Origin of the sequence: Carboxylicivirga agarovorans (assembly GCF_050589845.1) — a bacterium.
GTDB classification, from domain to species: domain Bacteria; phylum Bacteroidota; class Bacteroidia; order Bacteroidales; family Marinilabiliaceae; genus Carboxylicivirga; species Carboxylicivirga agarovorans.
Genome location: NZ_JBNGPA010000023.1, coordinates 1 through 21,734, shown reverse-complemented (window position 1 = coordinate 21,734; position 21,734 = coordinate 1). Strand labels below are relative to the sequence as shown.

At 38.5% G+C, this 21,734-nt stretch carries 20 protein-coding genes and 1 tRNA gene; 15 read left to right on the top strand and 6 right to left on the bottom strand.

Annotated elements, in window-relative coordinates; translation table 11 throughout:
• Window positions 1-50 precede the first annotated feature (50 nt).
• On the top strand, window positions 51-1,079 hold the full coding sequence (locus ACRD69_RS18180; RefSeq protein ID WP_430816554.1) for a hypothetical protein: 1,029 nt from the start codon (window positions 51-53) through the stop codon (window positions 1,077-1,079).
• A gap of 113 nt (window positions 1,080-1,192) precedes the next feature.
• On the opposite strand, the gene ACRD69_RS18175 is transcribed toward ACRD69_RS18180, so the two are convergent.
• On the bottom strand, window positions 1,193-1,465 hold the full coding sequence (locus tag ACRD69_RS18175) for a helix-turn-helix domain-containing protein (RefSeq protein WP_430816553.1): 273 nt from the start codon (window positions 1,463-1,465) through the stop codon (window positions 1,193-1,195).
• Between the two features lie 145 nt (window positions 1,466-1,610).
• Between ACRD69_RS18175 and ACRD69_RS18170 the strand changes: the two genes are divergently transcribed.
• Window positions 1,611-2,108, top strand: a complete 498-nt coding sequence (locus ACRD69_RS18170; RefSeq protein WP_430816552.1) for a hypothetical protein — start codon at window positions 1,611-1,613, stop codon at window positions 2,106-2,108.
• 873 nt (window positions 2,109-2,981) lie between these two features.
• On the opposite strand, the gene ACRD69_RS18165 is transcribed toward ACRD69_RS18170, so the two are convergent.
• Window positions 2,982-3,055, bottom strand: a tRNA-Met gene (locus ACRD69_RS18165).
• A gap of 265 nt (window positions 3,056-3,320) precedes the next feature.
• On the opposite strand from ACRD69_RS18165, the gene ACRD69_RS18160 reads away from it, so the two are divergent.
• From ACRD69_RS18160 to ACRD69_RS18145, 4 genes are all read left to right on the top strand, one after another.
• A complete protein-coding gene (locus ACRD69_RS18160) occupies window positions 3,321-3,710 on the top strand; it encodes an START-like domain-containing protein (protein ID WP_430816551.1) in 390 nt (129 codons plus the stop codon).
• A gap of 123 nt (window positions 3,711-3,833) precedes the next feature.
• On the top strand, window positions 3,834-5,243 hold the full coding sequence (locus tag ACRD69_RS18155) for an LptF/LptG family permease (protein ID WP_430816550.1): 1,410 nt from the start codon (window positions 3,834-3,836) through the stop codon (window positions 5,241-5,243).
• A gap of 149 nt (window positions 5,244-5,392) precedes the next feature.
• Complete coding sequence (locus ACRD69_RS18150) at window positions 5,393-6,907, top strand: LptF/LptG family permease (RefSeq protein ID WP_430816549.1); 1,515 nt, start codon at window positions 5,393-5,395, stop codon at window positions 6,905-6,907.
• Between the two features lie 80 nt (window positions 6,908-6,987).
• On the top strand, window positions 6,988-8,226 hold the full coding sequence (locus tag ACRD69_RS18145; RefSeq protein WP_430816548.1) for a bifunctional 3,4-dihydroxy-2-butanone-4-phosphate synthase/GTP cyclohydrolase II: 1,239 nt from the start codon (window positions 6,988-6,990) through the stop codon (window positions 8,224-8,226).
• 285 nt (window positions 8,227-8,511) lie between these two features.
• Here the strand turns inward: ACRD69_RS18145 and ACRD69_RS18140 are convergent, their stop codons facing one another.
• Complete coding sequence (locus tag ACRD69_RS18140) at window positions 8,512-9,585, bottom strand: anhydro-N-acetylmuramic acid kinase (RefSeq protein WP_430816547.1); 1,074 nt, start codon at window positions 9,583-9,585, stop codon at window positions 8,512-8,514.
• Between the two features lie 245 nt (window positions 9,586-9,830).
• Here ACRD69_RS18140 and ACRD69_RS18135 point away from each other — a divergent pair, with 245 nt between their 5' ends.
• From ACRD69_RS18135 to fmt, 3 genes are all read left to right on the top strand, one after another.
• Window positions 9,831-10,817 (top strand): dihydroorotate dehydrogenase-like protein, encoded by a 987-nt coding sequence (locus ACRD69_RS18135; protein ID WP_430816546.1) that lies wholly within the window; start codon window positions 9,831-9,833, stop codon window positions 10,815-10,817.
• Window positions 10,818-10,954: 137 nt separating this feature from the next.
• Window positions 10,955-11,143, top strand: a complete 189-nt coding sequence (locus ACRD69_RS18130; protein ID WP_430816545.1) for a C1orf53 family protein — start codon at window positions 10,955-10,957, stop codon at window positions 11,141-11,143.
• A gap of 13 nt (window positions 11,144-11,156) precedes the next feature.
• Window positions 11,157-12,116: a methionyl-tRNA formyltransferase gene (fmt, locus tag ACRD69_RS18125; protein WP_430816544.1), complete on the top strand. Its 960-nt coding sequence runs from the start codon at window positions 11,157-11,159 to the stop codon at window positions 12,114-12,116.
• Window positions 12,117-12,208: 92 nt separating this feature from the next.
• On the opposite strand, the gene ACRD69_RS18120 is transcribed toward fmt, so the two are convergent.
• A complete protein-coding gene (locus ACRD69_RS18120) occupies window positions 12,209-13,138 on the bottom strand; it encodes a glucosaminidase domain-containing protein (RefSeq protein ID WP_430816543.1) in 930 nt (309 codons plus the stop codon).
• 351 nt (window positions 13,139-13,489) lie between these two features.
• Between ACRD69_RS18120 and dapB the strand changes: the two genes are divergently transcribed.
• The 5 genes from dapB (at window position 13,490) to ACRD69_RS18095 (ending at window position 17,827) form a co-directional block, all read left to right on the top strand.
• Window positions 13,490-14,206 (top strand): 4-hydroxy-tetrahydrodipicolinate reductase, encoded by a 717-nt coding sequence (gene dapB, locus ACRD69_RS18115; protein ID WP_430816542.1) that lies wholly within the window; start codon window positions 13,490-13,492, stop codon window positions 14,204-14,206.
• Window positions 14,207-14,222: 16 nt separating this feature from the next.
• Window positions 14,223-15,647: a signal peptidase I gene (gene lepB / locus ACRD69_RS18110; protein WP_430816541.1), complete on the top strand. Its 1,425-nt coding sequence runs from the start codon at window positions 14,223-14,225 to the stop codon at window positions 15,645-15,647.
• Window positions 15,648-15,691: 44 nt separating this feature from the next.
• Window positions 15,692-16,852 (top strand): signal peptidase I, encoded by a 1,161-nt coding sequence (lepB, locus tag ACRD69_RS18105; protein WP_430816540.1) that lies wholly within the window; start codon window positions 15,692-15,694, stop codon window positions 16,850-16,852.
• Between the two features lie 92 nt (window positions 16,853-16,944).
• Window positions 16,945-17,202 (top strand): lipopolysaccharide assembly protein LapA domain-containing protein, encoded by a 258-nt coding sequence (locus ACRD69_RS18100; protein WP_430816539.1) that lies wholly within the window; start codon window positions 16,945-16,947, stop codon window positions 17,200-17,202.
• Complete coding sequence (locus tag ACRD69_RS18095; protein ID WP_430816538.1) at window positions 17,189-17,827, top strand: WbqC family protein; 639 nt, start codon at window positions 17,189-17,191, stop codon at window positions 17,825-17,827. The genes ACRD69_RS18100 and ACRD69_RS18095 overlap by 14 nt, the downstream gene beginning before the upstream one ends.
• Here the strand turns inward: ACRD69_RS18095 and ACRD69_RS18090 are convergent.
• On the bottom strand, window positions 17,801-18,241 hold the full coding sequence (locus tag ACRD69_RS18090; protein ID WP_430816537.1) for an NUDIX domain-containing protein: 441 nt from the start codon (window positions 18,239-18,241) through the stop codon (window positions 17,801-17,803). The two genes, ACRD69_RS18095 and ACRD69_RS18090, sit on opposite strands and share 27 nt — an antisense overlap.
• A complete protein-coding gene (locus tag ACRD69_RS18085) occupies window positions 18,241-19,017 on the bottom strand; it encodes a C40 family peptidase (RefSeq protein WP_430816536.1) in 777 nt (258 codons plus the stop codon). Before ACRD69_RS18085 ends, ACRD69_RS18090 begins: the two co-directional genes overlap by 1 nt.
• Window positions 19,018-19,146: 129 nt before the next feature.
• On the opposite strand from ACRD69_RS18085, the gene ACRD69_RS18080 reads away from it, so the two are divergent.
• On the top strand, window positions 19,147-21,288 hold the full coding sequence (locus tag ACRD69_RS18080; protein ID WP_430816535.1) for an HD family phosphohydrolase: 2,142 nt from the start codon (window positions 19,147-19,149) through the stop codon (window positions 21,286-21,288).
• Window positions 21,289-21,734: the final 446 nt, after the last annotated feature.

Sequence of the window (21,734 nt, the reverse complement as noted above, 5' to 3'; positions counted from 1 at the left end):
CCTTATTAGTTTCTCAACAGCTAAAAGAACACCCAATTTTATAGTTCAACATGAAAGACAAAACAAAAGATGAATATAAGAAAGAGCTCCAGCATATTCAAAGTCAAATTAACATAGTAAAAAGACTTGATATCGTCAACACTCAATTACATGATTATAATTGGGTATTTCTACATCCTTATAGTCAAGGAATGGATATAGAGATATTACAGAACATCATCAACACTAATGATGATGCAGAATATAATATCTTCAAGTTTTTTGCTAGAAAATTCCTAGACTTAAGAAATACTATTCATTTCATTGAAGGCTTTTTCCCTACTCGTCCATATATCAAAGATTATATCAATCCCATAAAAGAATCCGTCATTCTCTGTTTGCAAAAAGACTTTAGGGGAGCTATATGTATCTTAATTCCTGTTATTGAAGGCATATTGAGAAAATGTCTTGTTGATAAAGATGGAGAACATAAGAAGCATGTCACAGATATAAAAGAACTTTTGAAGTCAATTGATCGGTTAACTGATGAATATGTTTTTTTGCAACAGAGATACATGAAATCTAAATTTTTATTTCTCATCAATGAAAATGCTTATTTTGATTCAAATCAAGAAAAACAGATATTAAAGAAGCATAGGGAATATTATACGATTTGGACAAATCAGTTTAGAAATTACATGTCGAATAACTTATATTTAAATACAAAAAAAGTTTCAATTAATGACAGCTTCAATCGTCATGTAATATTCCATTTTCTTGAAGATGATATAGATTTTTCGTTTGCGAACTATCTTCGAATATACAATAGCATTATATACTTGTCTTGGGCCATTGGACTTGTATGTGAAGAATGCTCAATATTATCAGTGGCTAACGAAGAGGTAGTTAAGTATGAATTTGCTAATTATTTAAACGTTTTATTTGTTTCCGAATCGCTCACGGACATTAAAAGCGAAATATATAACACCGAACTACAAAGCTTTAATGAATTATTACCTCCTGAATATGTGAAAATAATTAGTAAGCCAACAAGGCATATTAATAGAGGATTATCATTAACAGATTTTTTGAAAAAATAAGCACGCCAATTTCTCAAGATTCCTAAATAACACAATAACGAAAGTACAATTATGAATTATTACTTATTGTTATTGCAATAAAAAAGGGGCAAACAGCCCCCAAATTTAAATTACTACTCAATCTTTGATAAATCCACCTCCCCTATTGAAATATACTCCCCATTGCGCTTAATATAGATTTGCTCCTTTGCGGTTTCCTTGGTTGGAACAAACAACTCTCTGATATCAACATCCAGGACCCTGGCGATTTCATTTAATAACTCTGGTTTGGGAAATGTTCGACCCTGAACAATGTTAGTAATTGACATTGCATTAACACCTGTTTTCTCAGCAAGTTCTTTACCGAGCATACCTTTTTCTTTTAATAATTCTTTAATTCTCAACATGCTTAAGTTCTTTCAATAATAGCAAAGATAACAAAACATGCCCGTCACTTATATTAACAATTAAAAAACATCAATATCATTTGGGTTTAACATACTCAGCAGTTATATTTGCATGCCAATAACATAAATATCACATATGTTTTGATTGAAAAAACAATTCAAATTAATAATAACAATGATGGATGCAAAGATTAAACAAAGAGCAATTATTAACTTATTGACTAATGCAATTAAAGTAAAAAGGATCACCAATAGCATTGAAGTGATCACCGGAGCACACGAACTAGTAGCTTCATTTAATCTATTAAGCCCAACATTAAGGCTTATGGGACTCAATCTAAAAGATAAAGAGCAACAAAAAAAGATTGAATACTCTGAAGCCTGGGATCACTTCTTTACTGCAAGCGCTTCACCCCAACCTCCAGAAAATGCAGCCTGGATTCTTTATCATGATTTAATGGACCTGATAGAATCCATAACGAAACCGGAAAACGAGTACGAGAAAACTATTAACAAAGCGATTGCTGAATTTATCCAGGAAGATAAAAGAGGCAACAAGGGAGCAATTCACAACCTTAACGGCAAATACAAAGCAGCAAACAGGCTATTTTCTGAAGCGAAAAACAATTGGCATAAAGGATAGACTAGGAAAAATTTCTCAGCCATATTTCTCATCTGCGAAAACCCAGATTAACCCATATAACCCAGTGGGTTTTCTGGGTATTTATTGATCCCAGTGGGTTTACCACTTTAAAACCTACCCTTTTGCATGAAAGCCAGGAAAAGCCACCAAAAGCCTATCCTTTATAATTAAAGCTAGCTGAAGTCGCAAAAGCAAAAAAAGCAATTGGTTTCTGAAGAAAGCAAACTGAAGCAAATGCTACCAAATGCTAGCAATTGCTAACACATGTTGATTCCCTCCTACGAGATTATACTACTGTTAACGAAAAACAACAACAGTTCAACGAAAAGCAACGACCGTTAACGACCGTCCAACGAAATTTAACGACCGTTGAAATATTACCACTATTTGGGTCTCCTCAAAATTCAGGATACCCCTATCCAAAGTTGTACACACACATCAAAAATGAAGAAGCCTAACAAAGGGGTTCAACACTCCCCTACCCAAGCCCCTTAGTAAGCCCCTTGGCAAGGGTACAAAATATACCAGTTGTATTTTTGGTAAACGCTGGTATACGGTCGTATCTTTTGGTTTGCGCCGGCATGCAATGGCATTATTTGGTATGCATCGGCATGCAGTGGTATCGTTTGGTATCCGATCGCAAAGAATCGCACTCCGATCGGTATGCGATAAAATCTCAATTCGAGATATTGAAAACTGATTTTGAAAAATACACAATCTTTAAATTGCTGTTAATGCAAAATTGATTCAGAAAGCGAAATTTTACTAACATGTATGATTTCGCTTTTTATTCGCGGTTGTGCAATGGTTGTGCAAATGAAAAAAGCCTGCTAGTTAACTAACAGGCTTTTAATCTTTTGTAAATTCTCTCTGTACCGAGAGGCGGGCTTGAACCGCCGACCTCAGGATTATGAATCCTGCGCTCTAACCAGCTGAGCTACCTCGGCATTATGTTTGGAGTTCTTAACACCGCTGTGTTTCTCCGTTTTTGCGGTTGCAAATGTAGGGCAAAAGTTGATACCTACCAACAAAAAAAATGAAAATATTTGCTTTTTTTTCTCTCCCCTCTTAAAACTGCCTATAAGTGAGCACTATTGATCTGAAAAAAAATTTAATCAAAGCTCAAGCTTAAGCTTAGTTTAACATGGTTTTAATTTTTTAAAGAAATCTACTATATTGTAAGCCATAACAGATCACTAAATAAATACCAACATGCCTACTCAAAAAGAAAAATTCGAACTTGAATATATTATTAAGACCTCTCCGTCTATCTTATTTGCCCGCTTAAGCAGTCCCAGCGGATTATCAGAATGGTTTGCTGACGATGTTAACTTAAAAGGCAAAATATATACTTTCGTTTGGGAAGGCTCTGAACAGCAAGCTGAACAAGTATTGCGCAAGGAAAATAAAATGGTGCGTTACCACTGGTTAGATGATGAAGACGATAAAGCTTACTTCGAATTCCGAATCAATGTGGATGACCTGACAGGTGAAACAGCATTAGTTATAATTGATTTTGCTGAAGAAGATGAAAAAGAAGATGCCATGGAATTATGGAATCAGCAGGTTGACGAATTAAAGCATGGATTAGGTTCTGTATAAGAAACTATTAAATCATATTATCAAAGTCCGGTTAGTACTATAACCGGACTTTTTTTGCTTTAGAAATAAGAGTTATTTCATTATTAGTTGTCATAAAAACAGTAATATATATGGCATTTATTCATGAAAAAACTTCACCTCTTTACCCTAAAAAGCTTTATTGGCCCTTTAATCAGTACTTTCTTTATCTCCCTGTTTGTATTGTTGATGCAAATACTTTGGCAATACATTGATATTTTAGTCGGGAAAGGTCTTGATATAGCAACCATAAGCCAATTATTATTTTATTCGATCTTACAGGTCATGCCCATGGCTTTACCCTTAGCCATACTGCTGGCCTCGCTGATGACCTTCGGAAACATGGGCGAGAATTATGAACTCACAGCAATCAAAGCCTCTGGTGTTTCGCTGTTAAAATGCATGAAGCCATTAATAATCCTGACCATCATACTGTCAATGGCTGCATATGCATTTTCTGACAACGTCATGCCCTGGGCCAACCTTAAGTTTTATTCTTTGATGTATTCCATAAAAACACATCAACCGGAACTTGAAATTAAAGAAAAGGAGTTTACTAAGTTAGGGAACTACAGCATCAAAGCTGAAAACAAAAACAAAGAGTCAGGTGCCCTGGAAGACTTAATGATATATGATCATAGTAACTCAAATAATCCGGGCGCTAATACAACTATTGCAGATGTTGGCTATTTAAAAATGGATGAAAATAGTAATATGATGCGTATTACTTTGCACAATGGAATACGTTATGAAGAAAACGCGAAAAACAAACAAAGTAGTCTGACAACTAGTGATCAGCAATTTTATCGTCGCGACAAGTTTAAACGGCAAATCACATTAATTGATTTTCAGAATAAAGAGCTTAATGTGGATGAAGCAGGCTATGCCGGCCACAACAAGATGAAGAATTATAAACAACTCAAAGGCGATATTCTTAAATATCGGAAAGAGCAAAATGAAATTGTCTCCCAGATAAGTCAACGCTTCAAACATCAATTTGAATATAACAACACAGCTCCCCCGACACCGGCGGTAAACTCATACATTGAAAACCAAAACCACAGGCAACAACTTGTAGCTATCAACAATGCTAAACGAAAGACACAAGAACAACTGCTTTCCTTAAAAAAGGAATTAGCTCATCACGACTTACTTCAACGCAAAGAAATTTCGCATCAGGTAGAAATAAATCGCAAATTGACACTCCCCTTTACTTGCATCATTTTTTTCTTCATTGGTTCATCGCTGGGAGCTATAATCAGAAAAGGTGGATTTGGCATGCCGGTCGTTATAGCCATCATTCTGTTTATAGTTTTCTACATGCTCGATACTTTTGGCTGTAACATGGCTAAAAAAGGAGCGCTTCCAGTTGTTATCGGCACATGGTTATCATCTGCCATATTGCTCATTATAGCCTTGTTACTAAGTTATCAATCTTCTACAGACTCAAGCCTCCTTAACATTGAGAACATCAGAGACCTTTTCAGAAAAAAGCTAAGATTTGGAAGTCTGTAGATAAGCATTACAAAGATTTTAAATGCCACTATTTCTTTATTTATGCTCTGGTAAAAGCAAAAACCTAAAACACATTGTATGGATGTTTAAAGGATTCAACTAACTTTGCCTCATCAAACGCGTTTATAGTGTAGGAGATTTCAGAGCACATGAAAAAGTTACACCTCTTCATATTAAAAAGTTATTTGGGTCCCCTGGCCATGACTTTCTTTATATCCTTGTTTATTCTGGTAATGCAATTTTTATGGCGTTACGTAGATGACCTGGTAGGTAAAGGACTGGATTTTTTAACCCTGGGTGAACTTTTATTCTATGCTTCAGTACAGGTAATACCTATGGCTTTGCCACTTGCTATACTACTGGCGTCGTTAATGACCTTTGGAAGCCTGGGCGAAAACTATGAGCTTACAGCCATTAAGGCTTCTGGTGTTTCTTTGCTTCGTACCATGAAACCACTTATTTGGGTAACCATAATTATCTCGGTACTTGCATTTGGCTTTTCCAATAATGTATTGCCATGGGCCAACTTAAAATTATACACACTGCTTTGGTCGGTTAAACAGAAAAAACCTGAATTAGAGATAAAAGAACAGGTCTTTTACGATGGCATTGAAGATTTCAGAATTAAGATCAGTAGCAAAGATCCTGAAACAGGTTTAATGCACGATGTTATGATTTATGATCACAGGGATAACAGAAACCCGAACTCTAATGTTACCATTGCCGACTCGGGCAAACTACAGGTAGCTAAAGACAATGGTTTTATGAAGTTAACCCTGATGGATGGTGTTCGTTTTGAGGAAAACGTTCAAAATGAGAGAAAAAGGATTAACAAAAGAAATCAGCAACGGTTTAGAAAAGATAAATTCAAAAGACAGACTGCTTTATTTGAGATGGAAGGTCACAACCTTGAGCGCTCTGACGAGCAACTCTTCTCGAGCCACGACAGGATGAAAAACCTAAGTCAGCTGAGTGATGGGATAGACACGCTTGACTTTCAAAAAAATGAAGTGGTAAGCAGCATCTCCAAACAAACAGACAATTTTTATTTCCAGCAGCGTCGTTATCAGCAAAGGAGAAATAAAGAAGCCCCTAAAGTTTCTATTGACTCCAGCGCTGTACTCAATTATGATTCCTTATTCCAAAGCATGAGCACTCACCAGCAAATGATTGCCATTGAAGGTGCTAAGCGTCAGGTACAGGACAACCGGAGCCAGCTGGAAGGAAAACTGAGCCGCTACCGGAATTATCAGACCAAAATAACCAAGCACTACATGGAAGTACACCGTAAGTTTACTCTTTCATTTGCCTGCTTCATCTTTTTCTTTATCGGCGCTCCCCTTGGAGCGATCATCAGAAAAGGAGGACTTGGCATGCCGGTTGTTATCTCTGTGCTGTTCTTTATCTTTTACTACATCGTAGATACCCTGGGAGTAAAATTTGCCAAAGAAGGTGCATGGCAGGTATACCAGGGCATGTGGTTATCATCAGCTATATTGTTTCCGCTTGGTGCCTTTTTAACATACAAATCGGCAACTGATTCGACTTTACTTAATGCTGATGCCTATATTATTTTCTTCCAAAAGCTCTTTAAAAGAGAAAAATTTGACCTGAAAAACCGCTTGGATAAGGAGAAAGAGGATGAAACTATTTCCAAGACCTGAGTCATTTCATTGTTTTGGTATTTAAAATCATTAATTTTGCAGTCCCATAAAGGGTAACACTGTCAAAATATTTATATAAAATGTCAGCAGAACAAGAGCTAAAATTGAATTCAATACCTGAGGCTATTGAAGCAATTAAAAATGGTGAGTTAATTATTGTTGTTGATGATGAAGATCGTGAAAACGAAGGCGATTTCATTGCAGCTGCCGAAACAATGACACCTGAAAAGGTCAACTTCATGGCAACACATGGACGTGGCCTGATATGCACCCCATTAACAGAAGAGCGATGCGAGGAGTTGGAATTGGATTTAATGGTGGGTAAAAACACAGCTAGTCACGCTACTCCTTTTACTGTTTCTGTTGATTTACTGGGCTATGGATGTACTACCGGTATCTCAGCTTCCGACAGGGCAAAAACCATATTAGCATTAACGAATCCCGACACTAAACCTGAAGAGTTAGGTCGTCCGGGACACATATTCCCGCTTAAAGCGAAAAACAGGGGTGTACTGCGCCGTGCAGGCCATACTGAAGCAGGTGTGGATCTGGCTCGTTTGGCAGGTTTACAGCCAGCAGCAGTATTGGTTGAGATATTGAACGAAGACGGAACAATGGCTCGCTTGCCTCAGTTGGTTAAGATCGCTGAGAAGTTCCAGCTAAAAATTATCACCATTAAAGATCTGATAGCATACCGCCTGCAAAAGGAAAGCCTGATCATTAAAGGTGTTGAAGTTAATTTACCAACGGCACAGGGTGATTTCCGTTTTATTCCGTTCAAACAAAAGTCAAACGGTCTGGAGCACATGGCTCTTATCAAAGGTGAATGGACTGAAGATGAGCCTGTATTGGTTCGTGTTCACTCATCGTGCGCCACAGGAGATATTTTTGGTTCATTGAGATGTGAGTGCGGAGAGCAATTGCAGAAAGCAATGGAGCAGATTGAAAAAGAAGGTAAAGGTGTACTGGTTTATATGAATCAGGAAGGACGTGGTATTGGTCTGATGAATAAAATCGCTGCCTATAAATTGCAGGAAGAAGGCCTTGACACTGTTGATGCAAATATTCAGCTGGGATTTGAAGAAGATGAGCGCGATTATGGCGTTGGTGCACAAATTCTTCGTGAGTTAGGTGTAGGTAAAATGCGCTTAATGACTAACAACCCAATCAAACGCATTGGCCTCGAAGGCTATGGCCTTGAAGTTGTTGAAAACGTCTCTATCGAAGTTAATCCTAATCCACACAACGAAGACTACATGAAGACCAAGAAAGAGCGCATGGGCCATAATCTTGATTTCTTTAAGTATGAGAAAAAGTAATTAGAATAAGCATATATGAGAAAAAGGAGACATGGTTCTCCTTTTTTTTATGCCCGAATGTAAATATCTGTAAACATATTTATAATTGATGTGTTTCATTAAGTAAGAGGTGCTGGTGGAAGCCATTACTTATTTCTGCGGTCAAGTAATATGGTCATTAATGGGTGTGATTAGTGATAAGTTTGAAAATGATCATGACGGCTCCACCAGTTTCTTTTTTCTCCACTTTAAATCACAATACTAAATAGCACTTGCCCGAATAGACGGATAACTGAAATGCGTACTTTAAATAACAATACCAGAGCTGCAGGATCTGTCAGCTCCTGTGACAGTTTTTAAGCAATTACTTTCTCCATTGAGCCTCAGAGCTCCAAGCAAGGCGAAAACCAGTGCTTCTTTGTAGTCAATAATTTGCCTGTCGGGTATAACAATCTGCCCCGAGCAGTATTGCTTTATCAGGTCCATTAAAAATACATTTAATACGCCACCCCCGGTAAAAAGTATCTTCCCTCCTTTTGCATAGCTGTTTAATTCCTTTGATATTATCAATGCCATATGTTGATAACATGTACGTACTATATCGGCTAAATGCTGACCGGCATAGCGGTCTATAATGGGCTGAAAAGAGCACTCAACCCACTCCTGGGCCAGGGATTTAGGTGCATCAAGCTGATAATAGGCCAGGGTATTGAGCTCATCAAGCAAGGGCTGTATAACTTGTCCCTCCTTCCCCAATGCGCCGTCTTTGTCCATTGATAAACCAATTTTATCTACCAGTCGGTTTAGTACAAAATTGGCAGGACAAATATCCCAGGCACGCCTTTCTCCATCAATATCACATGATACGTTTACGAATCCCCCGATATTAACACAGGCATCGTATTCTGAGAAAAGCAATTGATCGCCTATTGGCACCAATGGTGCACCCTGACCATTGAGGCAAATATCAAGGCTTCGAAAATCAGAAACAGTGACTATTCCTGTTTTTGCAGCGATCATATTCGCGTCACCCAGTTGAAAATTGAAATTGTTTTGCGGCTCATGAAATACGGTATGCCCATGCGATGCAATCAGATCAGGCTGCGGGTTTACATCTGCCAAAAAGTTCATAACACACTCCCCCAGCCATGAACCATACCTGCGGTGCAATAATAATAGTTCCTTGCCCGACAGCTTAACCGCCTGTTCTAAGTTCTTTTTCCATTCAACTGAGTATTCAATGCTTACACTCTTTATAATACTATACTTCCATTGATCATTCCGTTTCTCAAGGTGGCACAAAACCATGTCTAAGCCATCTAATGATGTTCCTGACATTAATCCTACGCAACAATACGAATTCTTTATTTGTTTTATCATGGCAATCTGTCTACAGCAATGAAGTTGCTTAATGTTGCAGTGGAATTTCGAGAGTGATAGATTGATTTTTAGTGACTATGCTCAATTTTGAATCGCATGGCCTTAGCTACCGAATAAAAATTAGCAGAAGTCAATGAAATCAAGATATTACTTACAGATTTTCTGTATAACTTTAAATAACTTCAGTATAAAGTTGTGAAGATTTTTATTTAGAAAACCCTTTTTTCAACAAAAATTCTAAAATTATGCCCGACATTTCTACCACTTACCTTGGACTAAAATTAAAGAGTCCGATAATTGCAGCCAGCTCAGGACTGACAAACTCATTAGAAGATATTAAGAACATTGAGAAAGCCGGTGCAGGTGCAGTAGTGCTTAAATCACTATTTGAAGAAGAGATCGTTACAGAGATGGAGCGTGACTTACATCGTTTGCATTCAGAAAACCATCTATATCCTGAAACAATGGATTATTATGACACTTTTGATGTGGAAAACACATTGAGTGATTATCTGAGGTTGGTTACCGATTGTAAAAAAGAAGTTAACATTCCCGTTATTGCCAGCATTAACTGTATCACTTCTCATAACTGGCCATCGTATGCCCGCACTTTGCAGGATGCCGGTGCTGACGCTCTTGAGCTAAACATCTTCTCATTGCCATCGGATATTGACAGAAAAGCGGAGGACAATGAAAAGGTCTATTTCGATATTATCGAAGCTGTTTTAAAAGAAGTTAATATTCCTGTTTCAATAAAAATAAGCCATTACTTTTCAAACCTGGCCGATATGATAACTCGTTTATCTAAATCAGGTATAGCAGGCATGACACTTTTCAATCGTTTTTATTCACCCGATATTGATGTTGATAATCTTGAAGTAATTCCAACGCATATATTCAGCCAGGAGCATGAGTATACCATGCCGCTTCGCTGGATTGCCATTACATCAAACAGGGTAGAGTGCGATTTGGCAGCAACAACAGGAATACACGATTCAAGAACAGCAATAAAAATGTTGCTGGCAGGTGCAAAAGTTGTGCAAATGGCCAGTACGCTTTATAAAAACGGGGTTGAGAGCATTGAGCGCTTCAACTACGAAATTGACAAGTGGATGGACAAGCATAATTACAAAACAATTGCTGATTTCCAGGGAGCTTTGAGCCAGTCGAACGCTGCTAATCCGGCAGGGTATTTACGCGTGCAGTTCATGAAGCAATTCAGCCAGAAATAATACCTCTTCCAGGTAAATAACTTCATTTTATAATACAGGATCGCATCTTTCTTTCACTTGTGAAAAGTAAGATGCGATCTTTTTTTATGCCATCATGCATAATTCCCTTTATATTTGTCAATTCAAAAAAGTGATCAATGGATTTTGACGATTTTTACATGTCCTCACCCCTCGAAGAAAATGTAGATTATTACATGGACCCGCGAGGCTTTAGAATTATGACAGAGAAGTACCTGAAAGAAAGAGGTTATTGCTGTGGTAATGGCTGCAAGCATTGCCCTTACTTTCCTCCTCATACAAAGGGAAACAGAGAATTAAAAGAATAAGGCAAATACTATTATGGCGAATAAAGATTTACGAATCGTGTTTATGGGTACTCCCGACTTTGCTGTTGAGAGTTTAAAAGCACTTGTTGAAAACAATTACAATATAGTAGGGGTAGTTACTGCCCCTGATCGCCCTGCTGGTCGTGGGCAAAAGCTAAAGCAGTCGCCGGTTAAGGAATATGCTGTTTCTGTTGATATTCCGGTTTTACAGCCTGAAAAACTGAAAAATGAAGAATTCCTTTCAGACTTAAAAGCATTAAAAGCCGATTTGCAAATTATAGTTGCATTCAGGATGCTGCCTGAAGTGGTGTGGAGCATGCCTCCCCTTGGTTCATTTAATTTGCATGGCTCATTGTTACCACGCTACCGTGGTGCGGCTCCCATCAACTGGGCTGTCATCAATGGTGATAAAGAAACCGGCGTTACGACCTTCTTTTTGAAACACGAGATTGATACCGGTAATATTATTTTCCAGGAAAAAATGCCTGTTAATGATGAGGATACTGCTGGTACTATTCATGATAAAATGATGGTTCTTGGAGCCGGCTTGGTGGTAAAAACTGTGAAAGCCATTGAAGAGGACGCCGCTGAGGCATTACCGCAAAGTAACGATGAGAATGAGTTAAGACATGCACCTAAGATCTTTAAGGATGATTGTCGCATTGACTGGCAGAAAGATGCTGAGGCCATTCGCAATCATATACGTGGACTATCACCTTATCCAACAGCCTGGACTGAGTTCAGCATGAAAAACGGCAAGCAAATCAGTTGTAAAGTATTCTTTGCAGATAGAAATAAAGACAAGCAACTGGCAGCAGGTCAATTTGACTCTGATAATAAAACTTACTTAAGCGTAGGTACCGGAAGTGGCGTATTGAATATTACACAATTACAACTGGCCGGCAAAAAGCGCATGACCATCGAAGAATTACTGCGCGGCTTCGACACCGAACAAATCGAAAACATTTTATAAAACCAGGATCATGGTTTAAACTGAACCAATACAACATATAAAAAGAGGGTGTCTGAAATTCAGACACCCTCTTTTTTATGCGTTTATACGGCTTATTTTTTCTTTCTTCTCAGGTTAAGCCTATCTCCGGGTTTAACCTTTTCATTGTCACGAAGGCGGTTAAACTTACGCAGTTTAGTCATTTTCACTCCATACTTATGTGAGATATAGTGTAAATCTTCACCTTCTTTAACCACATGATACTCGTGGTTCTTATGTGCCTTACCTTTCTTACCCTGAATGTATATATACCGGTAATCCTGTATATCAGCCGATTTAGCTAAGTCATTGTAGTGATACAGTTCCCATGGACGCAATCCAAATTCTTCTGATACCGATTCGAAGGTATCTCCTTCTTCAACACGTATGTATTTAACGCCATTGTTATAATCAACCACGTGGGTGTTATAAGTGGTAATGACAAAATTATCATCGCCTGTTGCTGTTGCCGGCTTCTTCCAGTATTTATTTTCATCCAGCAGATACAGCTTATTCTTCTCTATAATATCGATCAGGCGATGGGCATATTTAGGATCAGTGGCATAACCTGCCTTCTTTAAGCCTTTCGACCAGCCTTTATAGTCAGTTATCTTCAAATCAAACAAACTGGCATAACGCTTTTTATTGGTCAAAAATTCTGAATGATCAATATATGACTCGTAAACGGTTTTGTATTTTCTGAAGCATTCCCCTTTTGCGTCATCGTCGTGATACACTCGTTTTCCTTTCCAGTCACTATGACATTTGATTCCAAAATGGTTGTTGGATTTTCGTGCCAGGGTACTGTTACCATTCCCCGACTCCAGTATTGCCTGCGCCATTGTAATACTGGCCGGAATACCAACACGCTTCATTTCCTTAATGGCTAAATCCTTGTACTGGTCTATGTATTCAGGCGTAGTGTTTTTACGGTACGATTGTGCCGTAATCGCAGTGCTCATGCACCATCCAACAATTGTCAAAATCAATAATAACTGCTTCATTACTTTATTTTTATGTATATCAGGCCGTGGCAAAGATAAAAATTTAACGATGCCCTTTGGTTTAATAAACGTATGAATTATTGAATAATTATAGTTTGGTTGGGAATGTTGTCAGGTACTGCATATATCCCCTGTTACGCATTATTGGTTAAAGAATAGTTAAAGTGTGGGCATTCCTCCTCTTAAAAAGTATTATTCCGCTAACTTACTTACATATTTTTTATCTTTGCTCGAACAGTTTGTTCACCTGTTGTTTTTCAAACACAATAAGCAGCAGCTCTTCACCCTTCAACAATTGAAACAATAACGTGAAGAATTATACAAACATTTAGTATTGAAAAGTTTTAGAAAATGAAAATAGCACTTATCGGTTACGGAAAAATGGGTCAGGAAATTGAGAAAATTGCACTTGACCGCGGACATGAGATTGTCAGCAAAATAGATGTATCGAGTAAAGACTCATTTACCGACGAGGGATTTAAGTCGGCCGATGTAGCCATTGAATTCACACGCCCTGAGGCTGCTTACAACAATTATTTGAAATGTTTTGAAGCCAATATTCCTGTTGTATCAGGTACCACCGGATGGCTAGATCAATTGCCGGATATCCAGGAACGTTGTAAAAATGATAACCAGACGTTCTTTTATGCTTCAAACTTCAGCCTAGGCGTTAATATCTTTTTTGAGCTCAACAAACAGTTGGCCCGCATCATGAACAAGATGGACGAGTACAATGTATCAATGGAAGAGGTACACCACACTCAAAAGCTTGATGAACCAAGTGGAACAGCTATTACCTTAGCCGAAGGTCTTATTGAGAACATGGATAAGAAAACAGATTGGAAACTGGATGCCGAAGAGAGCAATTCTGACATAGCCATTAAGGCGATACGCGAAGGACAGGTTCCGGGCATTCATACCATTAAATACGATTCATCAGTTGATGAAATAATTATACATCACAGTGCCAAGTCGCGTAAAGGTTTTGCCCTGGGTGCTGTTTTGGCAGCTGAATTTGCTGCTAAAAACTCAGGCTTCCTTACAATGAATGACTTATTAAACTTCTAACCTAAAATAAACTCTAATGCAGAATATTCCTTTATTCAGATGGATCAAGCTTGGTATTGCAAGCGTAGTATTTCTATTATGGGTTATATGGGTAGGTAACTTCTGGTTACTTTTATTGTACCCATTATTGTTTGATACCTATATTACTAAGAAAATTCCATGGGACTTTTGGAAAAAGACAAAAGACGGCAAAAAACCAAGTGCTTTTATTGAATGGGCCGATGCGCTTATATTCGCACTGTTTGCGGTGTACATGATCAATATTTTCTTATTTCAGAATTATAAGATACCAACAAGCTCATTGGAGAAGTCATTGTTGGTGGGCGATCATTTGTTTGTAAGCAAGGTGAGTTACGGGCCACGTATGCCAAATACACCCATAGCATTTCCTTTGGTTCAGAACACCTTTCCTATTACCAACTCCAAGTCATACACCGACTGGCCACATTGGGATTATAAACGTCTGAAAGGATTTGGCGATGTTAAACGTGACGATATTGTTGTATTTAACTTTCCGGCTGGTGATACCGTGCCGTTCAGACAAACCAATCCGGATTATTACAATCTGACAATGGAACTTGGTAAATCGCAGGTTTTGCGTAACAAACAGCTACTGCCAAAACAGCCTTTTTCTTCTGACTGGCATCGTAACCATTACCTGATGAATATTGGACGTCAGGTAATAGACAGCGATCCTGGCACTTTTGGTGATGTCTTGTATCGTCCGGTTGACCGCCGAGACAATTACGTAAAACGATGCGTTGCTATCCCAGGCGATGTATTTGAAATCAGGAGCAACCAGATATACATTAATGGAGAGGCGGTTGAAAATCCAAAGGATATTCAGCACAACTACAATATCGAGACCGATGGTACTGTTTTAAACGATCGGTTTTATGAGCGTTTGGGTATAGCTAAAGCCGACCAGAGTGGTATTCCTCCAAAATACTATTTACCGCTTACTGAAGAAATGGCTGAGAAAGTTAAAGCCATGTCATTTATCAAGAGCATAGAGATTGAAGAAGAACTGGCTGACGGAACCGGATTCCAGGCCTTCCCTTTCAGCAGCTCTTACAATTGGACACGTGACAATTTCGGCCCATTGAAAATGCCTGAAGCTGGTGCAACAGTTGACCTGAACATAAATAACCTGGTTATTTATGAGCGCATTATCACGGCTTACGAGGGTAACGAACTGAAAGTAAAGAATAACCAGATATACATTAACGGTGAATTGGCAAGCAGCTACACCTTCAAAATGAATTATTACTTTATGTTAGGTGATAATCGCCACAAATCAGCCGACTCAAGATACTGGGGTTTTGTACCTGAAGACCATATTGTAGGTAAACCAATTCTGGTGTGGCTATCCTTAAATAAAGATAAAGGCTTCCCAGCCAGTATTCGTTGGAACAGATTTTTTAAAATTGTTCATAAATAGATATTTTTAGGAAGCTCAAACAGAGCTTCCTTTTTTTTTATGACATGATAAAGTCAGTACTAAAATACATTGTTATCATTGCTCTTTTGCTTCTGGTTATATGGAGCCAGAGCTGGGCATTGTGCATAACACTTTTATTTACCTGTTTGCTCTTCTGGAAATATACATTATTCACTTTTATTCAGAAAGGCCGGCAGAAAGTCACTCCCTCCTTTTATAAGATCAGCGAGTGGTTGCTTGCTGTAGCCTTATCACTTTTTGTGCTGTGGTTCGTCAGCAGCTACCTTTTAAGCTTTTATACAATTAAGGCCAGCAGTATGCTTCCTGCCTTTTACAACAATGAGTTGATTGTCATAAATAAGCTAGCCTATGGTCCGGCCATTCATCCCAATAAAGTAGGCGAATACCGACGCTTGAACGGATATAGTGAAATGAACAGTGGCGATATAATAGCCTTCTATTTTCCTGAAGGTGATACCAGTTTTGTCGATTTTAAAAGCGAGGATTATCACTTTATTAAACGACAATTTGAAACAACGCATACTTACAACCCTTTACTTGACGGCAAAGTAAAGGCTAACAAGGTAACGAAACGGCAGGTTTATATTAAACGCCTGGTCGCTTTGCCCGGCGATACGCTTCGCATTGTCAACGGTGATGCTTTCATTAACAATGTGCCATGCAGGTTCAATAAACTGACCATCGCACGATATGAGGTAAGTAGTAATACTCCATCGCAGGTGATCGATCGAATGATTAAATCGGCAGCGACAAGCTATCGTGAAAATGGCTCTCAACTGATCGAGATATCGTCGTCCATTGTAGAAGAAAACAACTGGAACCAGTACCTTGTTAAAGTTGAAGAGGTGATGAACATGCCCAATACAAATGTCTTCCCCTTTAAAGCCAGTTACCTTTGGAATGCTTCATGGCTGGGACCTGTTATTATGCCAACAAAAGGAAAAACAGTACACCTGACATTAACCAATCTCCCCCTTTACAGACGTATTATTGAAGCCTACGAAGAAAATACTCTGTCTGTTGTGAATGACCAGATATTCATTAACAATAAAAGAACCAGTGAATACACTTTTAAACTGAATTACTACTGGGTAAGTGGCGATAATAAGAAACATTCCTTTGATAGTCGTTATTGGGGCTTTGTACCAGAGAACCATATCATTGGTCGGGTTGAAAAACTATAACCGGGATACAGTTTATAAGCCGATAAGCGATAAAATAATTATCTTGCAGTCATATTAACCGGAGTTATATATTAACTTTTAACCAACAAACAATGAAAAAATCATTTTGGGTATTACTGATATTATCCACTTTATTAGTGATTTTCTCAGTTCTGAATGCCGAACCTGTAGATGTTGACATTTTATTTAGCCAGATAGAGATATCACTGGCCATCTTATTAATCATTGTCTTTCTTGCCGGAGTCATAGCGGGAGCTTCTTACTTTTTCATTAAGTCAAAAATGAGGAAAAAGCCGGGCTCAGCAAAGGAAGAAGCAGAAGAACCTATTGAAGCAGATGTTTCTGAATAAAACGATTCCTTTAACATATTTAGGACCAATACATTTATTTGCCTATGTTGTTAATAGCTCGCAAGTAACAATTGAGCAGCATGCCAATTATCAGCGTAAAACATACAGCAACCGATGTACAATAACAGGAGCCAATGGTCCTCTTAGTCTGGCTGTGCCTGTTGTTAATGTGAAAAATGAGAAGGTAAGCCTTAAGAATACTCAAATTAGTTACGATACCGACTGGCAAAAGCAACATTGGCGCTCAATAGTATCGGCCTACAACAGTTCGCCTTTCTTTGAATATTATGCCGATGACTTTGCTCCTTTTTATGAGAAAAGGTTCAAGTACCTGGTTGATTTCAACATGGGTTTATTCCACGTTCTTCTTGATGAACTGGAGTTAGATATTGAAGTAAAACTTACCGATGACTACCTTCATCAGGATGAAGCCACTGATGATATACGGCGTTTAATCCATCCTAAGGCCAGGCCCGAAGATGATAAGATGTACCAGTGCCGTGAGTATCGCCAGGTGTTTTCTGACAAATACCCCTTTATTCCAAATTTAAGTATGATTGACTTACTTTTCAGTAAAGGTCCTGAAACCTATGATATATTAAAGGATTCCATCCTTTTGAAATGAATGTAGCGCTTCCTCCATTATCAACTGGTGATCAAATGCCAGTGGCGGAAGCTCATCTGTTCCAAACCACCTGGCTTCTGCAGCATCATCCATACCAATTGCTTGCAGGGGCGATTCTGTAACTGATGTATAAACTACTGATATGGTTCTGTGACGCGGATCCCTGTTAACAGCACCGTAAGTTTTAAATTGTCGGATGCTTATGTTACTTATGCCTGTTTCTTCTTTTAGTTCACGCAGTGCTGCGGCAGGCAAATCTTCATCCATATCAACAAAGCCACCGGGTAAAGCCCAGCAGTCTTTATAGGGTTCTTTGCCACGCTTTATTAATAATACCTGTGGAGTGGGTTTAGTCGATAACAAAACCACATCTGTGGTTACAGCCGGACGTGGATATTCATAGGTATAGCCCATTATAACACTCGTTTAATAACCCTTAACTTATGGCTGTATGACTTTGTTTCTTCATCAAATATACCCTGATGATCCAATTTATCAATTCTTACGCGCCCCGATGCATGAATAATTTCACCTTTACCAAGACACAAGCCAACATGAGTAATTTTTCCTTCCTCATTATCAAAAAAGGCCAAATCTCCTAAAACAGCTTCTTCAACAAAATTAACGATATCACCTAACTCTACTTGCTGCGAGGCATCACGTGGTAATTGAAAACCAGCTATTTTATATACGTTCTGTGTTAAACCCGAACAATCAATACCAAAAAAACTGCGTCCTCCCCACAAATACGGAGCATTTATAAAAGCCGTGGCACTATCAGCAATTGTTCCACCCGGTTTAGATGCGTTAAAATTGCCCGATAAATAATACTCTTTATTACCGATTCTAAATGAATTTCTATCGGCTTCATTAAAGTAAATAGTGCTTCCCCCCGATAACAAATGGGTTGTTTTATCTGGTTCTGAAACGACTCTGATAAAAGGGGCAGGTACAACCCATTTCTCTGCATTTATCCAGTTTTCAACTTCCTTATCCATTAACGAAACGACCAGCCTGGAATTTATCCAGCCTTCATACTGATCATGATGCGCCCTTATTTTACACCAGTTTTCCTGCTTTTCAATAATATCAAAGGTTTCTCCAAACAGCAGCTGCGTAACCATCTCAGCGCTTTCGGCTGCTTCACTCCGTACCGGTATAAAACCATATGTACATATCGACTTCTCCATGTGTTGAATATCTGTTGATATAATAGTAACGATAGTTACAATAACTATCGCTGACAAAATAAGGTTAAAAAAACTTAGCTTTAACTATCTTTGGTCATATTAATCATGCCATTAATAAAAATCAGAATTATGCTTGAACTCTTTTCACGATTTAAAAGTAAATTTTATAAACCCATAGCAAGGATATTACTTTTTTTAGCAAGCATTGCCATCATAACCTATTTATTGCCTAAAACGGGAAAATTTGCATATGAATACCAGAATGGCACGCCCTGGAAACACCAGGCACTGATTGCTCCGTTTGATTTCCCGATCTATAAAACGCAAACAGAGCTCAATAATGAGATCAATGCAGCCAGTAAAAACCATCGCCCTTACTTTGAGATGGATACCCTTTTGTCTGCCATTATAAAGCAACGTTTCTCCAGCGACTTCGATCAGTTCATCGATAAAAACAAAACCAATTTTCAATCCCTGAGCAGTAATTATGCGACCGACACTTCCTACTTTGCTTTGATCAAAGGCATCATCATCAATAACCTTGATGCCTTATATGCCAAAGGAATCATAATGCTCCCGGAAGAAAACATCGATGCTCCGCCCAGTTTTGAGTTAATGCTTATTAAAGGGGCCTTTGTGGAACCCTATGAGCTGGCTGAACTCGAACAACGCACCAGTGCCTATAAAGAACTGGTAAGCAATATCGTTGCAGAACTTTCAATTAAAGATGATGCTTTGATCACATTAACATCTCAGTTTATTGATGCACTGCAGTTAAACAAATACATCGAAGCCAATATTGTCTTTAATCAGCAGAGAAGTAATGAGGAACTTGCCTTGCTTAAAAAGAATATATCCCTGACTTCGGGGCGCGTCCTGGCAGGCCAGCGTATCATTGACCAGGGTGAAATCGTGACGCTTGAAACAGAAAAAGTAATCGATTCGTTAAGACGAAAGTATGAGGCAAACATTGCTTCTGAAACCGATTATTACTTTATATTGGCCGGTCAGTTTCTGCTGATAGCCTTTCTCTTCACAGCAATATTTTTATTCCTGTACTATTTCAGACATGATGTTTATAACTCAATCAGCTCCATTGGCTTTATATTGCTGATCACACTTTTAATGGTTGTTTTTGCCAGCCTGAACCAGTTCTTTGTTCATTTTCCTTTTTACATTATACCTTTTGCTATTCTTCCAATTATCATTCGCACATTCCTCGATAGCCGATTGGCATTTTTCATGCATGTCATCACTATTTTAGTATGTGCCTTCTTTGCACAAAATAGCTTTGAATTTGTATTTATCCAGATACCCGTCGGTCTTGTTGCCATGTTCAGCTTATTCAGAATGACCCGACGAAGCCATATTGTAAGGGCAGCCATGTTTATTATCCTGACCTATTCGCTAATTTATACGGCATTGGTATTATGGCAAGAAGGTACACTGACCAACGTCAACGCTTTTATGTATGTCTACTTCGCGGCCAATGGTGTGATGCTTCTAATGGTTTATCCTCTTATCTGGATCTTCGAAAAACTATTTGGCTTCCTGTCTGATGTTACTCTTATTGAACTGGCAGACACCAACCATCCTGTTCTGCGTGAAATGGCGGAAGCTACGCCTGGCACATTCCAGCATAGTATCCAGGTAGGAAATCTGGCCCAGGAGGTAGCCTATAAGTTAAATGCTAATCCTGCTCTTGTGCGAGCAGGAGCTATGTACCACGATATCGGTAAAATGGCTTCTCCAATGTTCTTTACCGAAAATCAGGCAGGGGGGCTTAATCCCCATGCTGACCTTGAGTATGAGGAAAGCGCTAAAATTGTTATTAACCATATTGACAACGGCGTTCGACTGGCGCAAAAGCATAATCTGCCAAAACAGATAATTGATTTTATAACAACACACCAGGGCACCACCAAAACAAGATACTTCTACAATTCATTCATCAACAAGTATCCGGATAAAACACCTGACATTAGCACATTCACTTATCCCGGACCTACTCCTTTCACCAAGGAAACTGCCATTCTGATGATGGCCGACTCTATCGAGGCAGCTTCACGCAGCCTTAAGACATATTCTGATGATGAAATTGATAAGCTCGTCGAGAAGATTATCAATATACAGATGGAGGAAGATCAGTTTATTAATGCTCCCATCACATTCCGCGAAATAAACGAAGCGAAAGAGGTGTTTAAGAATAAATTGAAAAACATCTACCACGCACGGATTGAATACCCGGATATAAAGAAGAAAAAGAACTAACAGGATAAAAGAGGAGCGACTTGCTCCTCTTTTTTTGTTCCATATGCAGTGGTAGCAAAGGAACATATACAAAAGTTGGGTCTAATTTTCTGGTAACTTAGAATTAAACTAAAGAGGCTATTAAGGAAGATACCAGCTTTTCTAAATGCATAATGGATCCAGTTTGTAAATAAGATATTTCTTAGGCTGAATTGAAAATCGACGCAGTCAAAGCCTAAAACATCACAACAAGGGGCAACGCCCTTTAGTGTTCGAAAAGAAGTTTTATAAACGTATAGATCTATGCATCATGTAAATCAGCTCTCCTCCTTACAAAAAGCTACTCTTTACTGTTATTATTGTTCAATATGCTCATAGCAAGCAAATAACCTTCGTATTTTATTGTAAAAATATCCAATCCTTGCTTTATTGAGATATATCCAGGTCGGGGTTGGGAGGCATATCCG

Excerpts from the sequence above, each read along its gene's own strand:
- ACRD69_RS18130 (WP_430816545.1), top strand. The coding sequence starts at position 10,955 with ATGGATTTTGACGATTTTTACATGTCCTCACCCCTCGAAGAAAATGTA.
- ACRD69_RS18150 (WP_430816549.1), top strand. The coding sequence starts at position 5,393 with ATGAAAAAGTTACACCTCTTCATATTAAAAAGTTATTTGGGTCCCCTG.
- lepB (WP_430816541.1), top strand. The coding sequence starts at position 14,223 with ATGCAGAATATTCCTTTATTCAGATGGATCAAGCTTGGTATTGCAAGC.
- ACRD69_RS18100 (WP_430816539.1), top strand. The coding sequence starts at position 16,945 with ATGAAAAAATCATTTTGGGTATTACTGATATTATCCACTTTATTAGTG.
- ACRD69_RS18120 (WP_430816543.1), bottom strand. The coding sequence starts at position 13,138 with ATGAAGCAGTTATTATTGATTTTGACAATTGTTGGATGGTGCATGAGC.
- ACRD69_RS18090 (WP_430816537.1), bottom strand. The coding sequence starts at position 18,241 with ATGGGCTATACCTATGAATATCCACGTCCGGCTGTAACCACAGATGTG.
- ACRD69_RS18145 (WP_430816548.1), top strand. The coding sequence starts at position 6,988 with ATGTCAGCAGAACAAGAGCTAAAATTGAATTCAATACCTGAGGCTATT.
- fmt (WP_430816544.1), top strand. The coding sequence starts at position 11,157 with ATGGCGAATAAAGATTTACGAATCGTGTTTATGGGTACTCCCGACTTT.
- ACRD69_RS18160 (WP_430816551.1), top strand. The coding sequence starts at position 3,321 with ATGCCTACTCAAAAAGAAAAATTCGAACTTGAATATATTATTAAGACC.
- ACRD69_RS18085 (WP_430816536.1), bottom strand. The coding sequence starts at position 19,017 with ATGGAGAAGTCGATATGTACATATGGTTTTATACCGGTACGGAGTGAA.
- ACRD69_RS18095 (WP_430816538.1), top strand. The coding sequence starts at position 17,189 with ATGTTTCTGAATAAAACGATTCCTTTAACATATTTAGGACCAATACAT.
- ACRD69_RS18080 (WP_430816535.1), top strand. The coding sequence starts at position 19,147 with ATGCTTGAACTCTTTTCACGATTTAAAAGTAAATTTTATAAACCCATA.
- dapB (WP_430816542.1), top strand. The coding sequence starts at position 13,490 with ATGAAAATAGCACTTATCGGTTACGGAAAAATGGGTCAGGAAATTGAG.
- ACRD69_RS18135 (WP_430816546.1), top strand. The coding sequence starts at position 9,831 with ATGCCCGACATTTCTACCACTTACCTTGGACTAAAATTAAAGAGTCCG.
- ACRD69_RS18180 (WP_430816554.1), top strand. The coding sequence starts at position 51 with ATGAAAGACAAAACAAAAGATGAATATAAGAAAGAGCTCCAGCATATT.
- ACRD69_RS18155 (WP_430816550.1), top strand. The coding sequence starts at position 3,834 with ATGAAAAAACTTCACCTCTTTACCCTAAAAAGCTTTATTGGCCCTTTA.
- ACRD69_RS18175 (WP_430816553.1), bottom strand. The coding sequence starts at position 1,465 with ATGTTGAGAATTAAAGAATTATTAAAAGAAAAAGGTATGCTCGGTAAA.
- lepB (WP_430816540.1), top strand. The coding sequence starts at position 15,692 with ATGATAAAGTCAGTACTAAAATACATTGTTATCATTGCTCTTTTGCTT.
- ACRD69_RS18140 (WP_430816547.1), bottom strand. The coding sequence starts at position 9,585 with ATGATAAAACAAATAAAGAATTCGTATTGTTGCGTAGGATTAATGTCA.